The organism is Ornithinibacillus caprae (assembly GCF_009728145.1).
Classification (GTDB): domain Bacteria; phylum Bacillota; class Bacilli; order Bacillales; family Amphibacillaceae; genus Ornithinibacillus; species Ornithinibacillus caprae.
In genome coordinates this window covers 59183-83375 of record NZ_WOCA01000008.1, presented here as the reverse complement: position 1 = coordinate 83375, position 24193 = coordinate 59183, and the positions used below count along the sequence as shown (strand labels likewise).

Here is a 24193-nt window from a genome sequence, read left to right as displayed (position 1 = left end):
CATGATGATAGCTCTTGCTCTGATTTTTATTTTCTTTTCCCATTATTCGTTAAAAAATCAATTGCCTCTCTTGTAGTATCAATATGTTTAACCGTTTGATCATATTGCATAGAAGCAACACACATAAATAAAATATCAATCACCTGTAGTTGAGCAATTCTCGATGATGTCGCACCGCTTCGAAAAGTTGGCTCTTTTGTGGCCGAAGTATATAATCGAATATCCGCCTGCTCCGTTACATTGGAACTTCCATACTTCGTCAAGCTAATTGTAGTAATATTATTTTGCTTAGCTAATTTAAGTACATTGGCAACCTCTAATGTTTCTCCAGAAAAAGAAATTCCTACAACTACATCATTCTCTTCTGCATTCGCTACTAGGGTTGCAGCCATATGAATATCAGAAAATGCATAGGACATTTTATTAATTCGAAGAAATTTTTGCTGGGCATCCTGTGCAATAATGCCGGAAGCACCGACACCAATAAAATGGATTTTATTTGCTTTTTGTAGCACCTCTACAGCCTTCTGTAGTTCTTCAGTATTTAATAATTCCACCGTTTCACGAATGGTTTGGATACTATTATTAGTCATTTTTTCAATAATGGATGGTAATGGTTCGTTCGGTTCAACATCGCGAAAGCCTTGATCATTTGTCTTCTGAAGGTCTCCAGCAATCCGAAACTTTAAATCTTGAAATCCTTTTAAATCTAAGGATTTACAAAGTCGAATGACTGCCGCCCCACTAGTTGAGCTTCGCTTACCTAATTCTTGGGCTGTTAGTGTAATAGCTTCCTGTGGATTTTCAATAATATAAGAAGCAATTTTTTTCTCGGATGGAGGTAATATTGGAAGCATTTCGGTTAGCATTACAAGTCCCCCAGTCATAAATGACATTGATATCAGCTCTCTTTCTAGTAATTTATCATTTTGCTATATTTCCTTACTCATTACATGAAATGTTCTTGTTATATGAAATCCTGTCTTTTTGTATAAATAACCTGCAGAGCTCTTTTCACCAGTCCAAAGGAACCATGCACTATGCAGCCCTTCTGCTTTCATGTTGTGTAAGCATTCATGTAGGATTAATTTCCCTAATCCCTTTCCTTGTTGTTTTGGATCTACTCCAAAAGGTCCAAAACGTTCTGGTACCCCTTCATAACCACCATAAATACAAAATCCAACGAGCTTTTCGTCGTGACGAGCTACTAAGATACGATCTAATGGTAATCCCTGCAAGATTCCTTCTCGTATTGCTCTTCCCCAATCCGGATTAAATTTCGTATTAGCAAACTGAATTACCTCAAATAAATCTTTATCTTCTGCCATTGCAATACGATATCCCTCTTGCTCTCTTTCTTTTTTCAAATTAATTATATCCTGTGAACGCTTGAAATCCACTAAACTACGATCCATTGCAACAGGAGAATATAGTTTTTTAAAGCCTTGATCTAATAAAAATCGATAGCCCTCTGAATAGTTATCTTCATCAATACCAGGTAAAATATAGTTCGGTGCATAGGAAGCAAAGAACACCTTTTTTCTGCCATGATTCTTTAAAAATTCAATTGCTTCATTTATTAATTGAGCACCAACACCTAATTTTCTGTATGCTTCATTAACAAAGAAGAATGGAATCCAACCATTTTCTATTTCTAAGTCATCCCCATACATTGGTAATAGTCTACGTACCGCATACACACAACCTATCAGCTTTTCACCGTCATATGCTAATCTTACTCCTTCTGGATCAAAATTCGCATCGAGTAGAACCAGGTTTCGAAATCGCTTAGGTGTAATTGGATCAGGAGACAAGCATGTATTCCATAGTGAAACAATCTCCTTTTCATCTCCTGGCTGATAATATCTATATGTGACCATAATCTTCATTACCTCCCTGTAAAGCTATTTCGATAGCCTTTCTTACAAATCCATCTGCTTTATCGATAGAAGACTTAGCTTCGTCTAGTGTTACTTTTGTTTTAATCATGACGATTGCTGGTTTAACTTCAAAATTCGTTTTTTCTAACGTTCCTTTTGCTTCACTATAAGATACCTTTGTAATTGTTGATACGATATTAATTGCACGCTCCATCAACTTTTGATTGCTAACTTTTACATCCACCATTAAATTTTCATACACCTTTCCAATTTTAATCATCGAAGTTGTCGTAATCATATTCAAAATTAGTTTATGTGCGGTGGCAGCCTTCATTCTAGTTGAACCAGTTAGCACCTCAGGTCCCGTTAAAACTTCAATATTAATGTCTGCAAATTCACTAATAACCGAATGTTGATTACTAGATAGACTTACCGTGTGAGCTCCTGTTTTATTTGCATATTTTAATGCTCCAACCACGTAGGGAGTTCTCCCACTTGCAGCAATTCCAACTACAACGTCTAATTCTGTTACATTTCTTTCTTGTAAATCCTTTGCGCCAAGTTCTTCACTATCCTCTGCACCTTCAACTGCTCTTTCAATTGCTTTCGTTCCACCGGCCATTACAGCTTGAACAAGATTAGGTGGTGTACTAAATGTGGGGGGACATTCAACCGCATCAAGAATTCCCAATCTCCCACTTGTTCCAGCTCCAACATAAAATAATCGACCACCAGACTTTAATGCTGCATAAACTGTTTCAACCGTTTTTTCAATTTGAGGAATAACCTTTTGAATCTCGACAGCTACTTTCATATCTTCATTATTAATTACAGTCAATATTTCATTAGTGGACATATTATCGATATTTGTAGAATTCTCATTTCGCATTTCCGTTGTCAATGTTGATAATTTGTTCATCTCATCCCATCCTAATTATATAAAAGATATGGTTTCCTTTGGTTTTTAAACCTTTCTAATTCCTCATCACATCTCGATAAAAAATCGTTGGATTTACCATTTATAATACTATCTCGTAATTTTTTCGTACCCGCTAATAAATCAAAAAAATACTTTCCATTCTCATGCTTCAAAAAACTAAAATCATTTGGATACATATTAGCGATCAATTCAATTAGCAAAACTCCCACTTCAAAGGAATTTAATTTATTTCGATCTACAACATGTAATTGAATCCCACCACAAATCTTGCCTTCATACTTTTGATAAGTGGGAATAAACGAAGTTGGTCTTGCTAATACTCCTGGCATGTTTAGGGCATTAAATCGTTGTGCCAACCGATACCCATCCACAAACGGTGCGCCAACATATTCAAAAGGGCGCGTCGTCCCTCTACCTTCTGATAGATTCGTTCCCTCTATTAAACATGTACCTGGATACAGCGTACACATATCAATATTTGTTGTATTTGGTGATGGGGAAACCCAAAATAGATCTGTATCATTAAAGTATTGGTTTCGATTCCACCCAGACATCGGAACAATAACCAAATCACAAGTAATGCCAATTTCTCCTTGATAAAACTGGGCAATTTCCCCAACTGTCATTCCATGGCGGTTCGGAATTGGATATAACCCTACAAAGGATCGAGCATCATCCTCTACCAAATTTCCTTCCATTTTCATACCGGAGATTGGATTGGGGCGGTCCAACACAACAAATTCCTTCCCGTATTCCCCACAAGCTTCCATTACATAAGCCATCGTATAAATAAATGTATAATATCTTGAGCCGATATCCTGAAGGTCAAATACCATTACATCTACATGATGAAGCATTTCTTCCGTTGGTTTTTTCGAAGTCCCGTATAAACTGTATACAGGTAAATTTGTTATCGGGTCTATTGTCGAATCAACCTGATCTCCTTCTCGTACATCTCCACGGATTCCATGTTCTGGAGCATATAATGCCACTATTTGTATATCTGGATGTTGAACAAATAAATCAATGGCTGGAGTCAAATGTTTATTGACACCAGTCATATTGGTTACTAATCCAATACGTTTACCAATAAATTGTTTATAGTTTTCTTCTAAAAACAGATCGAGCCCTAGCTTCAAACTGGATCACTCCTATGGAAGGTTGAGACTCTTGCCTTTTCAAACAAAAGTCGATTCATTTCACTATTCCTTCACTCCACCTAATGTTAATCCTTTTACAAAGTGACGTTGGAAAATAAGGAATACGATAATCATTGGAATAGCTGCAATTGCCGCACCACTCATTAGCAATTTAAAATCTGCTAAGTTGGCATCCTGTAATGTCTTTAATCCAACAGGAAGCGTATATAAATTTGCACTGTTTAGAACAATAATTGGCCATAAGAATGAATTCCAAACGTTCATAAACGTAAATATTCCTAGTGCAGCTAATCCTGGTTTCGCTAATGGAAGTACAATACTCCAGTAGGTTTTCCACTCACTAGCCCCATCAATCTTAGCTGCTTCGATTAATTCATCTGGAATCGAAAACATAAATTGCCTCATGAGGAAAACACCAAAAACCATAGATAAATCTGGTAATATTAATGCCCAATGGGTATCCATTAAACCCAAATCACGAACCATAATAAACATCGGTACGAGGGTCACTTGAGATGGAATCATCATTGTCGAAATGATTAACCAGAAAATGATATTTCTCCCTGGAAATCGCTTTTTGGCAAGAACATATCCTGCCATTGAATCAAATAATAGGATTCCTACGGTTACAACAACACCAATATACAAACTGTTGAAAAACCACATTCCCATATTATTTTGCTGGAATAACCGTTTAAAACCATTGAATGTATCTTCCACAATATATGACATTATATCTCTATGATATGTTGCTTTTTCTAAATCATTATTTTTCTCAGCTTCTCTTGCCTTCCCCCAATGTTCGAAGTATTCTGGAATCCCCATTGGATACATCTTAGGTGGATTTGCATTAACATAGGACGTTGGCTTTTCTAAATCTTCATCCTGATAACTACTTAATTGCATAGACGTACTAAACACCCAATATAACGGTAAAAGGGAAACAATTGAGAATATCAATAACATGGAAACTATAAGTGTCTTTTTCGTATTAAATTTTTTCATTATGTATTTCCCTCCTATTCGTCATGGCGTAGCGCTCTGTATTGTATGATTGATATAACTAAAATTATAAAGAATAGTACAACAGACTGTGCTGCTGCTAATCCAAACTCAAAATCTCTAAATCCAGTTTTATAGATTAAGTGAACAATTGTCTCGGTTGCATAACCTGGTCCTCCACCGGTCATTAAAATAATTTGGGTAAATACTTGGAAAGATCCTATTGTACTTAATAACACCAAATAAACGGTAGATGGCTTTAACATCGGAATAGTAATCTTGACCCATTTTTGAAATGCATTCGCTCCATCGATAGTTGCTGCTTCATATAGGGATTCTGATATAGAACTCATGGAAGCAAGGTATAAAATAATACCAACTCCAAATGGAATCAACATCTGCATGATTATGATTGCCCATAAGGCAGTATTGGATTGCCCTAACCAGTTTACTGATTCAAAACCAAACCAACCAATAACATAGTTGAATAAACCAAATTCATAGTTATACATCCATCTCCATACCATTGCTATAATTACCATTGAGGCAACTGTTGGCAGATAAAAAGCTGCCCGAAAGAAGCTTTGAGCAAATCGGCCAAGTGAGTGAATTAAAGAAGCTGCAATTAATGCAGTTATTACATTAAAAGGAACGGTTACTAGCGTATATATCGTAGTATTCATAAGGGCTTTTTTAAAAGCTTCACTCTTAAATACATCTGTATAATTTGCTAACCAAACCCAATCATTACCGCCCATTATTTTGTATTCTTGAAAAGAAAGTATAAATGCCCAAACTACAGGAATGGCTATAAATGTAGTAAATAAAACTAATTTAGGGAGCAAAAAGAGGTATGCGGCATAATTTTTTTTCATTAAATACCAGGTTCCTTTATTTTTATTCATCGTCATAGATGCTTTTGATCCTTTCACGTTTTTCCCTCCCGGCTGTTAAAAGAATTTACAGGTACATGATCATTATTTAAAATTGGTAGACTTTAGAATTGCTAAAGTCTACCTTTTATTAGAAAACTCGGCATTCACCAAGCCTTTATGGTGAATACCTTAGTTGCACTTATGCAGGATAGGAAAGTTTTTACTTTCCTATCTGCTAAAAATTTACTCTAATAAAGATTCTACCTCTGGCTTTGCTGCTTCCATTGCCTCAGCCGCTGTTTTTTCACCGTTAAATACTAATTGAAGTTCACGTTGAATGACTTCATCAATTTTTTTCCACTCTGTATGACGTGGTAACATGACTACTTGTTCAGACATCTCAAGTGCACGTGCCATTTCAGGGTTATCTGCATATGGATCCATTTCAGCTGCACTAATAAGTGCTGGGAAGACACCATATTCTTTAGACATTCTATACTGTTCATCTGTAGAAGAAATGTGTTTAATAAACTCTGCTACAACTGCTTTTTTACCCTCATCTTCTTGGTGGAACATTGTCCATCCACCAACACCACCTAATGTAACTGGTTCACCAGTTGAACCTGTAGGGTAGTTTGCTACCATAAAATTCGTTGGGTATGATGTTTGAGCTGCTGTAATCGCCCAAGTTGCCCATGGTTGCATTGCAACTGTACGTTGTTCTTCATTTGCCCATGCTTGGAAAGTACCACCTACGTCGGCACCACCCATAGATACTGGAGCTACCTCTTTTTCAAGTTTCAAGTCAGCTAACTGTTGGATAGCTTCAATTGCTTCTGGGTCATCGAAAGTAAATTCAGACAGATCATCACTTAGAGGTTGACCTCCATTAATGTAGAAGAACGGCCATGCTTCATAATACCCTTCTAAAATGTACGTTGAAAATCCATATACATCTGTTTCTCCATCGCCATCTCTATCGAAAGTTAATTGTTCTGCAGCATCAACAAACTCTTCCCAAGTCCACTCGCCATTTTCTGGAGGTGTAACACCAGCCTCTTCAAATAGATCTAAGTTTAAAAGCATAGAGTGCACTGTGATTGAGTTAGGTACACCATATAATTTATCCTCATGCGTATAGGCTTCTAATGCATTATCATAGAAATCAGCTAATTCTTCTTCTGTAAAGAACTCATCTACTGATTCAATGACACCTTGCTCAATATGTTCGATACTTACTGCACTACCACTAATATCAACTGGTGCAATATCTGGCCATGATTGACCCGCAATGTTTACACCTAATTTATCTGGAAGCTCTGCCCATGGTACTTGAACTAATTCAATTTCAACACCTTCGTGCTCTGCTTCAAATTCTTCAATTTTTTCTTCTAACCAAAAATATTTATTTCCTTCTCCGTCCTCACCAGAATCGTCACCTTCTTGAGCCCAACGGGGACCATCCCAAATCGTAATTTTTCCAGTCCACTCTCCATCTTCATTCGTATTAGACGAATCATTACTACAAGCTGTTAATAATCCAATAAGTACAACCATCATCAATAATGTAAAAAAATTAGTTTTACCTTTCACTTTTCTTACCCCCTAGATTTTAGTTTCAAATAGGTATTACGATAAATTGATTTTTCTTGTACCATTCACCCCCTTAAAAATCCTTACCATGCAATCTTTCCCATCACTACATTTCGCTTGGAGCCTGTAGCTGCTGGTAGATTATTGGTTCTTTTCTTTAAACACTGATAACCAAGTAAAGCAAATATCATTGCTTCCTTTGCATCAGGATTGATGCCATAATCATGTGTTCCTTTTACCATTACATTTGAAGGAAGATAGTTGGTAATGTATTTCATTAATGTTGGATTATTACTCCCTCCGCCACTAATTAATACTTCTTTTATGCTAGTCTCTGTGATATAACGTATAATTTCAGCTGTCAATGTTGAAGCAGTTAATGCAGTAATCGTTGCGATTCGATCCTCATAAGGAATCGATCGCTGTTCCGCTTGCTCCCATAAAGCTTTTGCATAGTCTCTACCAAACATCTCTCTTCCGGTACTTTTTGGTGGCGTTTGTGTGAAATATGGATGCTGTACTAAATTATCAAGCCATTCCATCTGTACCTTACCGTTTGCTGCAAGAAGACCATCATGATCATATGATAAGTTTCCACCGGTAATTTTTTCTGCAAAATAATCAATGATCATGTTACCCGGTCCCGTATCGTAGGCTAGCACATTGGATTCATCACCATCCTTTGGTAGTACGGTAATATTAGATATTCCACCAATATTAACTAGTACTCTACCAAAATCCTTTTTTTGAAATAATAGATAATCAGCATATGGGACAAGTGGTGCTCCTTGCCCTCCTGCTGCCATATCTCTAGTTCGGAAATCCCCAACTGTCGTAATACCAGTTTTTTCAGCAATGACTGCTATATCACCAATCTGCAGGGTCGAAGCAACAGAATGCCCCGAAAATGTTATCGCTGTAGGCTGGTGAAATATCGTTTGACCATGAGAGCTAATTAGGGAGATGTCTTTATGATCCAGTTCAGTATCTTGTAATACTTGATTGACTGCATCAGCATATAAGCTACCTAATAGCATGTTCATGTTTGATAGATTTTCAACCCTTGCTGTATTCGGATCACATAGCTTCAATATTTCTTCTTTTACTTCTTGCTCATACGGAATCGTATCAAAATGTACTAAATCCAAAGCTATATCATTTTGTTCCTCAGTTATTTTTACGATTGCTGTATCAATTCCATCTACTGATGTTCCTGACATTAATCCAATAACATATTGAACTATTTGCTCCGTAGTCACTTTCACACTCCCCTTCGTTTCGGTAGTGTAACTGGAAGCTTCCCTTTCACCTTTACTTTGCCAAATAATGCATTTGCTACTGTAATCAAAGCAGGGTGAGTGAATTCATAGGTTGCTAGATATGCTGGAACTTCTGGTAAATAAGCAATGTCATAAGGGCTTCTAGTCGCTACCACGATGACAGAATCATTTTTACGTACAATCTCTTGGACTAACTTCACTTGAGCATCTTCATGTTTTACCGTCAATGTACCAACAATCACTGCTTCATAATCATTAGCAAATGAAGCGACATGGTCTATTTCATCTTTAGTAGGAGGATTGGACAACTCAAGAATATCCGTATTTTGATGAATATCCTTTATTGCTTTCCCTAATGAAAACGTAGAATAACGTTTATCCTCCACTTGCATTGCATAGCTATTTTGTGGGTAAACAACTAGTAGTCTGTCTGATTCCACTGTTGATAATGGCAATATGTCATTTTTATTTTTTACCATCGTAATTCCCTGTTTATAAATTTCATAGGCTTCACTTTCATGAAACTTACTGCCAAAATCCGAAGAAAGTTTAGGTGCTTCATGAAGAGGAATGTCTTCCCATGTTAAGTATTTATTTTTTAATTCCATCACTCTTTGATAGGCACTATTTAGTATTTCCATTGAAATCTCTCCAGAATCAACTGCTTTTGCTATCAAATCAATCGTTTCATATTGTCTAGATTGCAAATGGGATACCATTATTAAATCTACCCCAGCTTTTATTGCTTCTACAGCTCCTTCAGCAGTTCCGATCGTTTCAGATATTGCATTCATTTCCATGCAATCTGTTGTAACTACTCCGTTAAAACCTAGTTTGGTTCGTAACAGATCGGTAATAACCTTTTTCGATAGTGTTGCAGGAACATTTTCTCGTTCTTCAATTGCAGGAAAATAGACATGCGCAGACATAATCGTATCTGCACCTTGTTCCATGCACTCCATAAACGGTTTCAATTCAATATTCTCTAACCTCTCTAAATCATGAGAAATCGTAGGCAAATCTAGATGCGAATCTACACTTGTATCCCCATGTCCTGGGAAATGTTTAAGTGTTGTAATGATCCCAGCATCCTGCATCCCTTGTACTGCCTGCTTCCCAAATTCTGAAACCATTTCAGGTGTTTCGCCGTAAGAGCGCACACCAATCACAGGATTTTTTGGGTTATTATTGACATCGAGTACTGGTGCTAAATTCCAGTTCACACCGAGTTCTTTTAATTCCTTTCCAGTCAATAATCCAGTTATATAAGCATTTTCACTTCTTCCTGTTGCTCCGAGTAACATTTGTCCTGGTAATACAGTTGAGCCTTCTCCTAGCCTTCTTACGACACCATTTTCTTGATCGATACAAATCAATAAAGGCTTTTCGTGTCCAGCATCCTTTGCTATTCTTTGCAGATCTGTCGTTAACTGTAGAACTTCATTAGGAGTTCCTATATTTCTACCAAATAAAATAATTCCGCCTACATGATGTTCATGTATTAGTTTTTTTATTTCAGGAGTAGGAGTTTTTCCTTTAAATCCAAAAACCATTAACTGTCCTATCTTTTTTTCTGTTTCACTAAGATTCATTTCGTTTCACTCCATTATGTATTTGATCTATAAATCGAACCCTGGTATACCTGATCCTTTTCTTCGATTTGTTCCAGTAGGAAACTTCAGCGTCTGAGCATACTCTGTTCTATTTAGACAGCCTCTCATTGTTCCTAATGCTTTATAATAATCGTAATATCTAAAGTCACGAGAATTCATAATGAACCAATAGTGGGATAAAGCCTCTAAATAAGTTTCAAATTCATCTGAAACATCCACAAAAATATCTGGCTCGTAACCCTCCATGTCTTCCCAGTTTTCACTATGAAACATTCGAGTTAGAGAGTGTGGTGGTAATCCATCAATCTCAAAACCTGGTAATGCTGCCTTAAGCCATGCTGCTTGCACAATCTTTGGACATATTGCATGATCTGGGTGCATGCTATTTTCCCAATGAGTAATTACTAGAGTTGGTTTTAGCTCACGGAGTAGTTTTGCTACTCTTGTAACTGTTTCATCATCTTCCTTTAATTCCGCATCTTTATAGTCCAACGTAATACTTTTAGCTCCTAAAACCGAAGCTGCCTTTTCCGCTTCTTCTATTTTTTGTTTCCGATATTCTTCCACAGAAATATGTGGTGGATTACCTTTCTCACCAGCAGTTAAATGTAGAAATGTTACTTTATGCCCTGCTTTTGCATACTTATGGGCAATTGCTCCCGCTTGTATTTCAGCATCACCACAATGTGCACCAACAATCATTAAATGGAATTTATCAGACACTCTCCGCCACCTCTTTACTAAAGTATTTTTCTGTCATTAAAATCTTTTAAAATAATGATATCGCTTACATTTATCATTTGAAATAAATGGTTTAAATATGTGAAACTCCCCTTATTGAATAGTACTTTTTTTCTAATTATTTTATCACTTTCATTATACATAAAAAAAATAAAAATGAAATAGTAATTCAAAAATAACTTTAAAAAGTTGTATTTAAATTTCAATTTAACTCATATACATGATAAGAAACTACATATTTTGAACTAGTTTGTAATAAAAAACGCTCCTATTGACCTAGAGGATTATTTCTCATTGCTGTTGAATAGTAATCTATGAAAGCGTTTTAAAAAATATGGAGGTGGTTAGGCTTGAGTAAAAAACTATTTGGTTTATTATTCATAGTTTTATTTGTTTTTTCTACAGTATTTAGTAATACCGGAGTAAGCTTTGCAGAGGAAGAAGACACGCAAATGATACGAATTGGAGTCGTTCCAAGTGCAGAAGCAGTTACAGTTGGAAGTGATGGTAATTTTTCTATTACTGACAAAGAAACTAAAGAGGTACTATATTCTGGAACAAGTGAATCCGTTCAGGTTGCACTTGATTCAGTTGCTAATATTCAAACCAATTACCGACTGCAAGTAGCATGGACCACAAGTAATGCTTATGTGGAAGATTGGTTAAATAGAGCAGAAATAGGGGGATATGCAACATATATCGAACCATATAACAATGGTTGGAGATTACTGATCGGTGAGTTTCCTGCAGATGCAGGTTGGGGAGAACGCGAAACATTCAGACAAGAAGTTATTGCAAATGGGTTAGCAGAAAGTGATTCCTACTGGAGGCTTATTACCATTTCAACTGGTGAATCCCAATTAAAAATTTCAGCAGAAAACTATGAAGAAATTGTTTCCAATCCTGTTCAAATCGAATCTTCGGATGATTTAATTGAAATTAACGGTAAAAAATACCGTGGAATTGGTGAAGTAGCTTTCAATAGTAGCGGTACGCTAGCAGGAATCAATGAATTACCTTTAGAAGAATATTTATATGGAGTAGTTCCACTAGAATTACCACCAGTACCTTATGGTGAATTAGAAGCACAAAAATCACAGGCAGTAGCTGCTAGAACATATGCAATCTCAGGTCTTGGAAAACGCAATAGTGATGGGTACGATTTGCTACCGACAACATCTGATCAAGTATATGGTGGTTATGAAGCAGAACATTCGGTTTCTACACAAGCAGTTCAAGAAACAACTGGTGTTGTTGCTACTTATAACGATAATCTAATTAACGCTGTTTACCACTCTACTACAGGTGGATTTACTGCTAACAATGAAGATGTTTGGGAATCCGGTCCGGTTGATTATTTACGAGGTGTACCAGATGCACAACGAGGCAAGGCTTTTGAAAATGTACCTACTTTAGAAGTGTTTAAGAATAGTAGTAATCTAAAATCATTACGCGCAATGAGAAATGGTGACTTCGAAGCAGATTGGTCTAGATATCATCGCTGGCATTTTGAGTGGACTAATGAAGAAATAAGTAATGTACTTAGCTCCTATTTCAATACAGATGTTGGAGAAGTCTATGAAATTAATGTACTTGAACGATCTGATTCTGGTAGAGTACTGGAAATTGAATTTGTTACAGAAAATGGTAACTTCTATGAATATAAAGACAGAGTTCGCTGGGCATTACAATACATTAATACAAATGGAACTCCAAGTGTATTACTAAGTACTCTTTTCTATATAGAACCGGTAATCGATAACAAAACAAAAGAGCTGACTGGATTTGAAGTTTATGGTGGTGGATGGGGCCACGGTGTTGGACTATCCCAAACGGGTGCAATGGGCATGGCTGTTAAAGGACATACCTATGATGAAATTTTAAAACATTATTACCAAGGTATCGAACTAGAAGAACGTTATTAAGGTTAAAGAGGCTGTTAGGTTCGCAGCCTCTTTTCAATTTCAACTTGCATCAGAAGGCTTCACTACCTGACACCCATTCGCTACAAACCTTTCACATCTTTTAACATCCTCTCGATCAGGCTCCAAATCCACTTTCAACCTTTCCCTCATAACAACAGCTCCTCGTTCCATCAACCGTTCAGCCATCAAATCAACAGCTCCACAGAATTCATCATAAAAAGTATCCCCAGATCCAAATACACCACAATGTACTCCAGATAAATCGATGTCGTCCAATTCATCATAGAAGTCCTCGACTTCATACGGAATTTCACCATCATCCCATGTGTAGGTTCCGACTAATATCACATCATATCCCAACAGCTCCTCCACATCAATTCGGTCATACTCAAAATGCTTCATTACAACCTCATGTTTTCTCTCCTGCAAATATGTTTCCATAACCTTTGTCATTATTTCTGTATTTCCAGTAGAGCTTGTATATAAGATTAAGAATCTGCCCATCAACAAATCCTCTCCTTTATTGAAATTCCTTACACTATCAGTTTAGTTGATAATGATAATCACTTTCAATAAAGATTGGTAGTTTAATTTGTCGATTATGTGGCAATTTGGCCAAGGGGATGATTTTATTTGGAATGAAAGATCATTTGTGCTGGTTTATATCTGCGATTCCTTTGATCAACCGTCCTCCACTCACGGAAGAAAAGCGCAAGCGTCTTATACAGGGAGGTACGGACTAGACCTGCGCTTACTCTTCATTCTCTCTAGATTCAGTATTATCTTTTATTAATCAGCATTTTGGAGTATAATTCAGCATTTCAAGCGGTTAATTCAGCATTTTGGAATGTAATTCAGCATTTCAAGCGGTTAATTCAGCATTTTGGAATGTAATTCAGCATTTCAAACGGTTAATTCAGCATTTCAAGCAGTTAATTCAGCATTTCAAGCGGTTAATTCAGCATTTCCGAGATTTCGCACTCGTGCAGGATAGGAAAGTTTATACTCTCCTAACTACAAAAAACCGCCCCACTAAGGACGGTTTTTCCAATTATTCAATCTCACTCACGGAATCTCGATGTACAATTTTATACGGAATAATAATTCGCTTTGCAGGTTCGTCTTTATTTTTTGTTTTTTCAATGAGAACCTTGGCTGATTGTGCGCCTAGTTCATATATTTGAATGTCTACGGTCGTTAAAGCTGGACGCGTTATTTCAGATAAGTACACATTGTTGAAGCTAACAAGTGATACATCGGTTGGAACCTGAATTCCAGCTTCCTCCAACCTAGCTAAAATACCTAGACTAATCAAGTCATCACTTACCACTAATCCAGTTGGTCGTGTCTCAAGCGACAATAAATATTCGATCGCTTCACGACCTCCCGATTTAAGGAATTCGGTGTGTATTTTATATTCATCACGAATTTCCAGACCATTTTCCTGTAAAGCAGCTATATATCCTGCCTCACGATCCATGGTCACAAATAACTCCCGCGATCCACCGATAAAACCAATTCTTTTATGACCCTTTTCGATTAAATGCTTGGTTATCTCCTTCCCAGCATTAAAGTTATCATTATCAACATGGGTAATTGCTGTTTCGTAATCATAAGGCTTTCCGACAATCACAAACGGAAAGTCTTTTTCACGTAAGAAATTGGTAATTCGGTCGTTAACCCGGGAATAGAGCAAGATAACGCCATCCACATAGCTTCCATATACCATCCGTTGCACTTCTGCAAATATCTCCTCCTCCGTTTCACCAGTCGAAAGCGACATTGAATATTGCATTTTATGGATAACAGAGCCAATTCCTCGCAAAATTTCCGGAAAGAACGGGTTTTGCAAAGCAGTATTTGCTGATGATGGCATGATTACACCAATTGCTTTAGTAGATTTAGCTACCAGATTTCGTGCACTAATATTGGGATGATAGCCTAATTGCTTCATCGCTTTGCGCACTTTTTTCTTTGTTTCCTCTGTAATTCGTGGATTGTCAGCAATTACTCGTGAAACTGTAGAGGGGGAGACCCCACTCGCCTTTGCCACATCTTTAATTGTTACCATATCTAATCTTCCACCCTCTACATTTTTTCTTGTAAACTCTTATAACTGAATTGTCGTTTTCTTTTCGCCATTTATTATAACATCTTGATCCTCATTTAGACCGATAACATGTAACTTTATTTCTTGGTAAGCAGGTTTGAACGCACCCTGTTGGTCTACTACTGTAATTTCTACTGCATTTTTAGTAGAAACAACCTCAATATCTAACTCTAAAAATTGACCATTTTCATATGCAAATGTTTCTCCATCATCATCATAGTACGTAAAGCGATATGATTCACCGGATATGCCTGCATAGACATTCATGCTCACTTGTTTTGGTGTTTTATCTTTATTAGAGATCCATTCACCTTGCATGATGGCACTACCTTTTCTCACAAAGATCGGTAATTCATCCAATTCTGCATGAATTAAATGTGTTTTCTCACCCTCATAATTAACTCCAGTTGAAAATTCTACCCAATCACCTTTTGGTAAATATACAACACGATCTGTGATAGAAGGCTGTAGAATTGGTGCTAACACCACATTATCTCCGATCATAAATTGGTCATTTAAATTATACGTTTTTGCATCTTCTGGATACTCCATTAATAATGGACGCATAACAGGAAGACCTTTTTGACTTGCCTCATAGAATAACGAATAAAGCTGAGGCATCCATTCGTATCGCATTTTTATATATTTTTTCATAATTTCCTCGTGCTTTTCGCCAAACTGCCATGGCTCCTGATAACGGAAGCCAATCGCTGAATGGTTACGGAAGAATGGGGTAAATGCTCCTACCTGTGTCCAACGAGTAAGAAGCTCAGCGTTTGTATCATGTGCGAAACCACCTACATCTGGACCAGTAAATGCTACACCTGAGAGTCCGAGGTTCATAACCATTGGTAATGACATTTGCAAATGCTCCCAGAAGCTACGGTTGTCTCCTGTCCATACCGATGCATAGCGCTGAACTCCAGCATAGCCAGCACGTGTTAGTAAAAATGGACGTTTGCCATGAAGCTGTTCCTTCATACCTTCATACGTTGCTTTCCCCATTAATAACCCATATACATTATGCAACTCACGGTGAGTTGTAGGTTCCCCATCATTACGATGCATTACATTAACATCCATTGTCTTGGTTTCATTAAAGACAGCTGGCTCGTTCATATCATTCCAAACACCTTCGATTCCCATATTGGTGTAGAATTCATGCTTTTCTCCCCACCATTTTCGAGTCTTCTCATCGGTGAAATCAGGGAAGGCACTAATTCCAGGCCAAACCTCTCCAAAATAAGTTTCCCCTTCGATATATTTGCAGAATTGATCCTGGTTTACACCTTCTTGATAAATAGGATACTCCGCGTCCTTCTTCACTCCTGGGTCAACAATTGGCACGACGCGAATCCCCATTTCACGGAGGTCAGCAATAAGTTTTTCAGGATTCGGAAACCGTTCGTTATCAAACGTAAACACTCGATATCCATTCATATAATGAATATCTAGATGGATTACATCTACTGGAATATCTTTTTCCACAAAGTTTTTCGCTAAATCACGGACTTCCTGCTCTGTTTCATAGCTATAGCGTGATTGATGATATCCTAATGACCACTTTGGTGGCAATGGAATTCTACCAGTAAGATGGGTATATTGTTGCAATACAGCCTTTGGTTCAGGACCAGCCATTATATAATAGTCTAACTGTCCACCTTCTGCTGAAAACGAGTAATAGTCGTTAGATGTTTTCATATCAAATTTCGTACGGAATGTATTGTCAAAAAACACACCATGTGCTTTTCCATCACGTAACGTCATGAAATATGGAATCGATTCATATAATGGATCAGTTTCCGGGTTATGTGGAGCATAAACATCTGAGTTCCACATTTCATAGGATTCTCCACGTTTATCTAGGTGACCCGCTTTTTCTCCAAACCCATAAAAATGATCGGTATCATGCATCCTTTTAAATGCTACAACTTCTCCGTTCTCACGGTAAGCCATACCACGGTCACCTTCCGCAATAATTTCTCGACCTTGACCATCAAACATGGTTAAGCGAAACGGTTCTTTCGTAATGTTCAATTCTATTTTTGCAGTTGAAAGTATTAGTTCTTCATCTTGGTTTGTTTCGTGAATACTCACTATTCCTGGTTCAGCTACTACTGCTCTTGAACCATTTAATTTTGGTTGTTCCTTTTGGTTCATTACAATACGAACAATGGAATCCGTATAAAATTGAATCACTACGTTCCCATTTTCACAATTGATTTGATACGCATTTTCTTTTACTTCATAATTTATTAACCTACCGATATCTCGATAAACCACTGGTCCAGATTGTTGTTCTTTCCCGGGGTGGATTGCAAAGCTAGTATCTTCAAGCATAGTTGTACCTCCTGTTCAAACATTATTCAGGAGAAATGTAGTCCTCCGCTAATTTAACGAAGGATCTCTCATTTCTCTTTCAAAGTTAATTACCCTTTTGTTGCTCCAGAGGTTAAACCGGAGATAAGGTATCGCTGTAACAATAAGAAAACAAGCGCAATTGGTATTGCAATTAAAATTGCCCCAGCTGCGAATCGTGTAAAGTTTGTAGAGAATTGGTTATTAATAAAGTTAAATAAGCCCAATGCTAGCGTATAGTTTTCAGGACTTGATAATACGATACGTGGCAATAAGAAATCCATAAATGGTGCCATAAAGTTGAACAATGCTACAACCGCTAATATTGGTTTGGCAAGTGGTAACATAATCGTCCAAAATATCTTTAAGTGACCAGCACCATCGATTTTCGCTGCCTCATCTAATTCTCTCGGAATCGTATCAAAGTATCCCTTCACTAACCAAGCATTAAACGGTATTTGGCCACCTAGATAGATTAGTAATAATCCCCATAATGAATCTGTTAAGCCAATTGTGTTTAATAGGATGTAAAGAGCAACCATTCCCATTAAAGCTGGGAACATTTGTAGTAATAAGAACATGTACAAACCGTATTTTCTCCCAATAAATTTATACCGAGAAAAAGCATATGCGATTAACGACGTAATCACAACTGATCCTGCTGCGTTTAAAACAGCAACGAACAGACTGTTTTTATACCATATTAAATAGTCGCTATTAGGGCTGGTAAATAGCCATTTGTAATGCTCTAGCGTTGGATTCTTAGGGAATAATTCCGTTACCAGCATATTACTACCTGGATTCAAGCTCATCATGATCGCCCAAAATAATGGATAACCGATAATGACAAACATAATTAGGAAAAAGATATAGATGAACGTTACTTCTATTTTTGATTTTGTTTTTCTATTCATTGCCATTAGTAACGTCCCCCTTCCTCTTTAAATGCAGCTGTTTTTCTAAATTGATAGAAAGCAAACCCCATAACTAGAACACCCATAATAATGGTGATTGCCGCAGCCATGTTATAGTTGTTCGTTTGAAACGTTAACTTATAAACCCAGGAAATTAAGATATCTGTTCCCCCTGCATTTTGACCACGCACAGCTGGGTTCCCTTCATTAAATAGATAGATAATATTAAAGTTATTAAAGTTCCCTGCATATTGCATAATCAATAATGGAGCTGTAGCAAACAATACATGTGGAACGGTAATATGACGCAGTTTTTGCCAACGTGATCCACCATCGACATCAGCAGCTTCATACATATCTGCTGGCACACTTTGGAGTACTCCTGTAAATAAAGCAAACACAAACGGAAATCCTAACCATGTTTGAATCATAATTAAGGCAACTTTAGCCCAAAATGGATCAGACAACCATGGAATCATAATTTCAAATGTACTTAAAATATCACGGTTAATGGCCCCAAAAGTGGGGTTAAACAAAGCTGAGAATATTAAGATCGAAACAAACGCTGGTACAGCCCACGGTAAAATAAGAACTGTACGAATGGTTCGTTTGAACTTAATACGCTTGTCATTCACCAATAATGCTAAGAAAAATCCGAGGACAATTTGTAATGAGGTTGCTACAACTGTCCAAACTATTGTCCAGGCAAATACACTAAAAAACGTATCTTTCCAAATATCTATATTAACAAGGTCAACAAAGTTATCGAAACCAACCCAGTTTAATAGGTTACGTGGCGGTGCATTGTATTGGTTGTAATCCGTAAATGCTAAAGCCACCATAAATAATAAAGGCAATACAACAATAAAAATAAGCATGATCAGTCCCGGTAATACCATAAAGTATGGAAATCCACGATCATAAAAGTTTGTAATTGCTTTTATTAAAGTTGGATTTGGTTTTCCTTCTTCTCTTGCTATTGCACCCTTTCTAGCATCTACTATATTGTAGATATAGATAACAATACCTACAAAAAGTACAATTAGTGAAATAAGTCCTTGTAATAATAATTGTATCGAGTGATGTTCTTTAGGTATGGTACCTAGTGTAAACAATCCCCAAATACCGATATCTAAATAATCCCACGTGGTAACTAGAAAAGAGAGTGCAACAATAAGAAGTATAAGTCCTTTTAATATACGACGATTATATATTTGGCCTAACCCTGGAACCAAGACAGATAATAATGTAGCAAGATTACGAGGTTGCGTAATACTGTTTTTCTTCTTGGTTTGATCATTTGCCATTTTAGTTTCCTCCTAAATCATACAATTAAAGCATCGAATGAAAGATAACCATTATATAGGAGCTGTTAGCCCCCATATAATGGTTTATATTAATCTATAAATAATTAATTACTTGCTCCAGATGCATCAATGTTATCTTGAATCATTTGAACAGCTTCATCTAACACTTCATTAACAGGCTCTCCTTTTGAAATAAAGCTTAAAGCATCATTAATAGGGTCCCAAACCTGCCCCATAGCTGGTACGTTTGGCATTGGCTCACCATACCCAGTTTGTTCAGCGAAAGCAGAATAAATTGGATCATCTGCAATTGTTGGGTTCTCTACTGCATCATGACGTGGTGGGATTTCACCAGCAACCTCATAATAAGTGATAGAGTTTTCTGCATTGGTAATGTACTTCATTAAATCTTGAGCCCACTCTTTGTTCTCAGAGTAGTACGATAGCATATACGATTTCACACCAACGAAGGATTTTGGATGCTCACCATTTTCAAGCTTTGGTAATGGAACTACACCTAAGTCATCACCAAGTGAATCTTGATACTCACGAACCATCCATGGTCCATTTAATACATAGGCAACTTTACCTTCTTTAAATAGGCCATTCATAATATCTGGAGTTAAATCTTGTGGAATGTATCCATTGTCAAACCAAGATTGAACAAGATCTCCACCTTGTTTTGAACCTTCATTTGCAAGTCCGATATCATTGATATCATATCCTGAACCATCAAACTGGAATACATATGCTCCAAATCCAGAGAAGTACGGATATACAAAATAGAAGTTAGCAGCCTCCATTAAGAAACCATATTGGTCTTGACTAGGATCTGTAAAATCTTCAGCAACTGCCATAATATCATCCATTGATTCGGGTTCCTCTGCTAGTGCTTTGTTATAGAACATTGCATATGTTTCCATTACAGCTGGGTATCCCCAGTAATCGCCATCATATGTGACAGCATCTAAAGCAATATCCGTATATTCTGATTCAATGTCACCTAATTCAACGTAATCTACTAAACCACGCATTGCTAAATCTCCAACACGATCATGAGGTTGGAAAATGATGTCTGGGCCATTCCCTGCCGGTCCTTCTACATCTAATTTTTCCACTTGGTCTAGCATACTAACTGGAACTAGTTCAACTTCAATACCAGTTTCTGATGTATAATTCTCCGTAATTTGTGTAACAGCTTCTACTTGTTTTTCTTCATCATTCACCCAAATTGTTAGACTTTCGGGTTTTTCCGGCATTTCCGTTTCAGCATTTTCCTCATTTCCCTCTTCCGAAACATCAGAATCGTCCTGCACTTCATCAGGTCCACATGCTGCAAGGACACCAATAATTAAAGCTAAAGCAAATAATGCTCCTAACCACTTTCTCATCTAATTAACCTCCCCAAAGGAATATAGTTTGTTAGCGTTTGCATGACACTTTTTGTGAAAACGTTTGCGCAAACACTTTAATTTTATTATACATTGATTTTTGAGAAAATCAACTACAAATTATTCTTTACTTAATATTATATTGACAATATAGTTACCGCTTTCATAAAATGTTCATAAACACATGTGAACAAGTAAGTATATATATCCATAAATGGTGAATTACTTTAATATAATGCAAACGTTTGTATTTTAATTGACAAAATAAAGCGCATACAGTACATTTAAAGTAACAAATTCAAGGGCAATGCTTTGTATTGAATCAACAACCCCGTTTTCAGCATAGAAAACGGGGTTGTTTTATTAGAAAGGAGACTATGAAATGTTAAAAGAAGCAATTTACCATCGCCCCAAAAATAATTTTGCATACGCTTACGACAAAAATACATTACACATTGTTCTTCAAACCAAAAAGGATGATGTCGAATCTGTAAGTCTAATTTTTGGTGACCCGTATGACTGGGAGAATGAAAAATGGCAAACACAAACGATAGAGATGACTCTATCTGGTTCGACTGCTTTACACGATTATTGGTTTATTTCCGTTAAACCCGAATTTCGCCGTATGCGATATGCTTTCCAATGTTCAGACAAGGTAGAAACTATTTTTTATACAGAAGGTGGTATCTTCCCCACTAAACCAAGTGAGATTTCAAACTACTTCTGCTTTCCATATTTAAATTCAGCTGATGTATTCATGGTACCATCTTGGGTAAAAGACACTGTATGGTATCAAATTTTTCCAGAACGTTTTGCTAATGGTGACTCTAACCTAGATCCAGACGGTACATTGGAATGGGGTTCTACTGATCCATCTCCTACTAACTTTTTTGGAGGTGACTTTCAAGGGGTGATCGACCACCTGGACCATTTGGTAGAATTAGGTATTGGTGGAATCTACTTTACCCCAATATTTAAAGCGTATTCCAATCACAAATACGATACCATTGACTATATGGAAATTGATCCACAGTTCGGTGACAAAGAAACCTTCCGCAGTTTAGTACAGGAATGTCATAAACGAGGGATTCGTGTCATGCTAGATGCTGTATTTAACCATAGTGGATACTACTTCCCTCCTTTTCAGGATGTATTAAAAAATGGTGAGGAATCCATTTATAAGGACTGGTTCCACATTTGGGATTATCCAGTCATTACCGAACCTAGACCAAACTTTGATACATTCGCTTTTGTCGGTTCGATGCCAAAATTAAACACAGAAAACCCTGAAGTGAAAGAATATCTATTAAACGTAGCTCGCTATTGGATCGAGGAATTTGATATCGATGGCTGGCGACTAGATGTTGCCAATGAAGTAGATCACGCATTTTGGCGAGAGTTTCGTCACGTCGTAAAAACTGCCAAAAAAGATGCCTATATTTTAGGGGAAATCTGGCATGATTCAATGCCTTGGTTACAAGGAGATCAATTTGATGCGGTGATGAACTATCCATTCACAAATGGAGCGATCGAATATTTTGCTAAAGATAATCTGAGTGCAGAGTCGTTTGCTAGTTCTATCACAAACGTATTACACATGTATCCAAAGCATGTTAATGAGGTTGCTTTTAATTTACTAGACAGTCATGATACCCCTAGAATCCTAACATTAGCTAATGGGAATAAGGATCGTGTAAAGTTACTCTATCTATTCCAGCTTAGCTTTATTGGTTCTCCATGTATTTATTACGGAGATGAGATAGGGATGGCTGGTGGTCAAGATCCTGGCTGCCGTGCATGTATGGAATGGGATGAGAAAAATCAAGACCGTGAGTTATTTACCTTTGTAAAAACGTTAATTGACCTACGTAAAACAGAGCCTATATTCGGAAACCATGCTGATTTCCGATTGATCGAAGCAAATCATGAACAGAATTATATCATCTATGAAAAATATAATTCTGAGAGAAAACTAATTTTCTTATTAAATAATAGTACGAATTCAGTACAAGTTGATTTGAGTAATAGTAGTAGCAAGCCGTTTGTAGAGTGGAAATTAGAGGAAAAAGAAATTCGAAAAAAATCCGTTGATCTGTTAACTACTGTTCATGTAGGACCGTTAAGCTTCCGAATTTTTGAAAGTAGCGAAATGCTTTAATTATGGTTAGTTGACTACTCTTAACAGTTAAAAATAGAATGAGGATCCGACATAATGCGGATCATCATTCTATTGTTCTATAGAAGGGTGAATAGGATCGACCTCTCTTCTAAATCTCCTTAATGCCTAACTTCAATCTCTACCTTTGCTCTAAAAACTATCTTCTCATCTTTTTCATTTTTTCCTTCTATATAAACTACATTCGAATCTACCTGGGATGTATCCTTAAATAATGTAATTGTCTCCCCTGGCAACGCTTCATTGGTAAAGTTAACCTCGATTGATTTCACGTTATACTTCCGATGGTCTTCAAGATTAAAACAATCCATCATATAATCTACATACTTTGAATTGTTTAGATGGCCATTAAAATCAACGTCACTATATCCAATTACTTTTTGATAAGCTCCTTCTAGTTGTCCAGCACTTTTTAATTTACCTAATGGATCATCTAATGCCCTTTTTTCCACAACATTTGGATAGGTTAATGAAATGAAGCTACTTCTTTTTAGCTTTCTTTCCTTCACATCCATAATCACCCATGCAGAAACCGCTCGTATAATAATATTCCCCTCTTGATCCCGAACTATAAAATCACGCTCAAATTCTAGTTTTTTCGGTTCCTGTGGCCATGTCTCTATAATTATTTCCTCATCCAGCTTTGGGTTACGAATAATCTCTACCCGGATCCGCATAAGCACCCATGCTACACCATACGTTTCTTCTAATGTCTCAATGCCAGCCCCTAAATTCTCCGCTGCTAAACTAGCAACATCCTGAAAATAACTTAATAAGGTACTAGCTCTTAAGCTCTTCGTAAAGTCGACATCACTTAAATCAATATGATAATTTTTCTTATAAATCGTCGTTTTCACCATGTATGCTCCCTCTTTCATCGTACCTCTATCTTACCATATCGCAGATAACCTAGCTTTTACCATGCTTA

The 24193-nt window shown here is 36.9% G+C and carries 18 protein-coding genes and 1 pseudogene; 2 read left to right on the top strand and 17 right to left on the bottom strand.

Annotated features, from left to right (window positions below; translation table 11 throughout):
- Positions 1-26: 26 nt before the first annotated feature.
- The 10 genes from GMD78_RS11680 to GMD78_RS11635 form a co-directional block, all read right to left on the bottom strand.
- On the bottom strand, positions 27-896 hold the full coding sequence (locus GMD78_RS11680) for a MurR/RpiR family transcriptional regulator (protein ID WP_196493791.1): 870 nt from the start codon (positions 894-896) through the stop codon (positions 27-29).
- A gap of 36 nt (positions 897-932) precedes the next feature.
- A complete protein-coding gene (locus GMD78_RS11675) occupies positions 933-1880 on the bottom strand; it encodes a GNAT family N-acetyltransferase (RefSeq protein ID WP_155668988.1) in 948 nt (315 codons plus the stop codon).
- Positions 1867-2799 carry an N-acetylmuramic acid 6-phosphate etherase gene (gene murQ / locus GMD78_RS11670; protein WP_155668987.1) on the bottom strand — a complete coding sequence of 311 codons (933 nt, stop codon included), beginning with the start codon at positions 2797-2799 and terminating at the stop codon, positions 1867-1869. Before murQ ends, GMD78_RS11675 begins: the two co-directional genes overlap by 14 nt.
- 11 nt (positions 2800-2810) lie before the next feature.
- The gene (locus GMD78_RS11665) at positions 2811-3959 is read right to left on the bottom strand and encodes an exo-beta-N-acetylmuramidase NamZ family protein (RefSeq protein WP_155668986.1); all 1149 of its coding nucleotides are present in this window, start codon (positions 3957-3959) and stop codon (positions 2811-2813) included.
- 63 nt (positions 3960-4022) lie between these two features.
- Positions 4023-4985 (bottom strand): carbohydrate ABC transporter permease, encoded by a 963-nt coding sequence (locus GMD78_RS11660; RefSeq protein WP_155668985.1) that lies wholly within the window; start codon positions 4983-4985, stop codon positions 4023-4025.
- A gap of 14 nt (positions 4986-4999) precedes the next feature.
- Entirely contained in the window at positions 5000-5914 is a 915-nt protein-coding gene (locus GMD78_RS11655; RefSeq protein ID WP_343042274.1) for a carbohydrate ABC transporter permease, read from the bottom strand.
- A 186-nt stretch (positions 5915-6100) separates the two neighbouring features.
- The gene (locus GMD78_RS11650; RefSeq protein WP_343042273.1) at positions 6101-7450 is read right to left on the bottom strand and encodes an extracellular solute-binding protein; all 1350 of its coding nucleotides are present in this window, start codon (positions 7448-7450) and stop codon (positions 6101-6103) included.
- Between the two features lie 83 nt (positions 7451-7533).
- On the bottom strand, positions 7534-8709 hold the full coding sequence (locus GMD78_RS11645; protein ID WP_343042271.1) for an anhydro-N-acetylmuramic acid kinase: 1176 nt from the start codon (positions 8707-8709) through the stop codon (positions 7534-7536).
- A 2-nt stretch (positions 8710-8711) separates the two neighbouring features.
- Entirely contained in the window at positions 8712-10322 is a 1611-nt protein-coding gene (gene nagZ, locus GMD78_RS11640; RefSeq protein WP_155668984.1) for a beta-N-acetylhexosaminidase, read from the bottom strand.
- 27 nt (positions 10323-10349) lie between these two features.
- A complete protein-coding gene (locus GMD78_RS11635) occupies positions 10350-11066 on the bottom strand; it encodes a PIG-L deacetylase family protein (protein WP_343042270.1) in 717 nt (238 codons plus the stop codon).
- 368 nt (positions 11067-11434) lie between these two features.
- On the opposite strand from GMD78_RS11635, the gene GMD78_RS11630 reads away from it, so the two are divergent.
- A complete protein-coding gene (locus GMD78_RS11630) occupies positions 11435-13009 on the top strand; it encodes a SpoIID/LytB domain-containing protein (RefSeq protein WP_155668983.1) in 1575 nt (524 codons plus the stop codon).
- A 39-nt stretch (positions 13010-13048) separates the two neighbouring features.
- Here the strand turns inward: GMD78_RS11630 and GMD78_RS11625 are convergent, their stop codons facing one another.
- From GMD78_RS11625 to GMD78_RS11600, 6 genes are all read right to left on the bottom strand, one after another.
- A complete protein-coding gene (locus GMD78_RS11625) occupies positions 13049-13513 on the bottom strand; it encodes a flavodoxin (RefSeq protein WP_155668982.1) in 465 nt (154 codons plus the stop codon).
- A 547-nt stretch (positions 13514-14060) separates the two neighbouring features.
- Positions 14061-15080, bottom strand: a complete 1020-nt coding sequence (locus GMD78_RS11620) for a LacI family DNA-binding transcriptional regulator (RefSeq protein WP_155668981.1) — start codon at positions 15078-15080, stop codon at positions 14061-14063.
- Between the two features lie 39 nt (positions 15081-15119).
- Positions 15120-17459 carry a glycoside hydrolase family 31 protein gene (locus tag GMD78_RS11615; RefSeq protein WP_155668980.1) on the bottom strand — a complete coding sequence of 780 codons (2340 nt, stop codon included), beginning with the start codon at positions 17457-17459 and terminating at the stop codon, positions 15120-15122.
- An 89-nt stretch (positions 17460-17548) separates the two neighbouring features.
- Positions 17549-18391, bottom strand: a complete 843-nt coding sequence (locus GMD78_RS11610; RefSeq protein WP_155669047.1) for a sugar ABC transporter permease — start codon at positions 18389-18391, stop codon at positions 17549-17551.
- Between the two features lie 5 nt (positions 18392-18396).
- Positions 18397-19698, bottom strand: a complete 1302-nt coding sequence (locus GMD78_RS11605; protein WP_155668979.1) for a sugar ABC transporter permease — start codon at positions 19696-19698, stop codon at positions 18397-18399.
- 104 nt (positions 19699-19802) lie between these two features.
- A complete protein-coding gene (locus GMD78_RS11600; RefSeq protein WP_155668978.1) occupies positions 19803-21089 on the bottom strand; it encodes a sugar ABC transporter substrate-binding protein in 1287 nt (428 codons plus the stop codon).
- Positions 21090-21471: 382 nt separating this feature from the next.
- Between GMD78_RS11600 and GMD78_RS11595 the strand changes: the two are divergent.
- A pseudogene (locus GMD78_RS11595) lies at positions 21472-23109 on the top strand (glycoside hydrolase family 13 protein); the annotation flags it as partial.
- 257 nt (positions 23110-23366) lie between these two features.
- Here GMD78_RS11595 and GMD78_RS11590 read toward each other — a convergent pair.
- Positions 23367-24125, bottom strand: coding sequence for an acyl-[acyl-carrier-protein] thioesterase (locus tag GMD78_RS11590; RefSeq protein ID WP_155668976.1), 759 nt, complete (start codon positions 24123-24125; stop codon positions 23367-23369).
- Positions 24126-24193: the final 68 nt, after the last annotated feature.

Coding starts and splice junctions, on each gene's coding strand:
- GMD78_RS11600 (WP_155668978.1), bottom strand. CDS start 21,089: ATGAGAAAGTGGTTAGGAGCATTATTTGCTTTAGCTTTAATTATTGGT.
- GMD78_RS11680 (WP_196493791.1), bottom strand. CDS start 896: ATGTCATTTATGACTGGGGGACTTGTAATGCTAACCGAAATGCTTCCA.
- GMD78_RS11660 (WP_155668985.1), bottom strand. CDS start 4,985: ATGAAAAAATTTAATACGAAAAAGACACTTATAGTTTCCATGTTATTG.
- GMD78_RS11610 (WP_155669047.1), bottom strand. CDS start 18,391: ATGAATAGAAAAACAAAATCAAAAATAGAAGTAACGTTCATCTATATC.
- GMD78_RS11590 (WP_155668976.1), bottom strand. CDS start 24,125: ATGGTGAAAACGACGATTTATAAGAAAAATTATCATATTGATTTAAGT.
- GMD78_RS11605 (WP_155668979.1), bottom strand. CDS start 19,698: ATGGCAAATGATCAAACCAAGAAGAAAAACAGTATTACGCAACCTCGT.
- nagZ (WP_155668984.1), bottom strand. CDS start 10,322: ATGAATCTTAGTGAAACAGAAAAAAAGATAGGACAGTTAATGGTTTTT.
- GMD78_RS11615 (WP_155668980.1), bottom strand. CDS start 17,459: ATGCTTGAAGATACTAGCTTTGCAATCCACCCCGGGAAAGAACAACAA.
- GMD78_RS11620 (WP_155668981.1), bottom strand. CDS start 15,080: ATGGTAACAATTAAAGATGTGGCAAAGGCGAGTGGGGTCTCCCCCTCT.
- murQ (WP_155668987.1), bottom strand. CDS start 2,799: ATGAACAAATTATCAACATTGACAACGGAAATGCGAAATGAGAATTCT.
- GMD78_RS11625 (WP_155668982.1), bottom strand. CDS start 13,513: ATGGGCAGATTCTTAATCTTATATACAAGCTCTACTGGAAATACAGAA.
- GMD78_RS11675 (WP_155668988.1), bottom strand. CDS start 1,880: ATGGTCACATATAGATATTATCAGCCAGGAGATGAAAAGGAGATTGTT.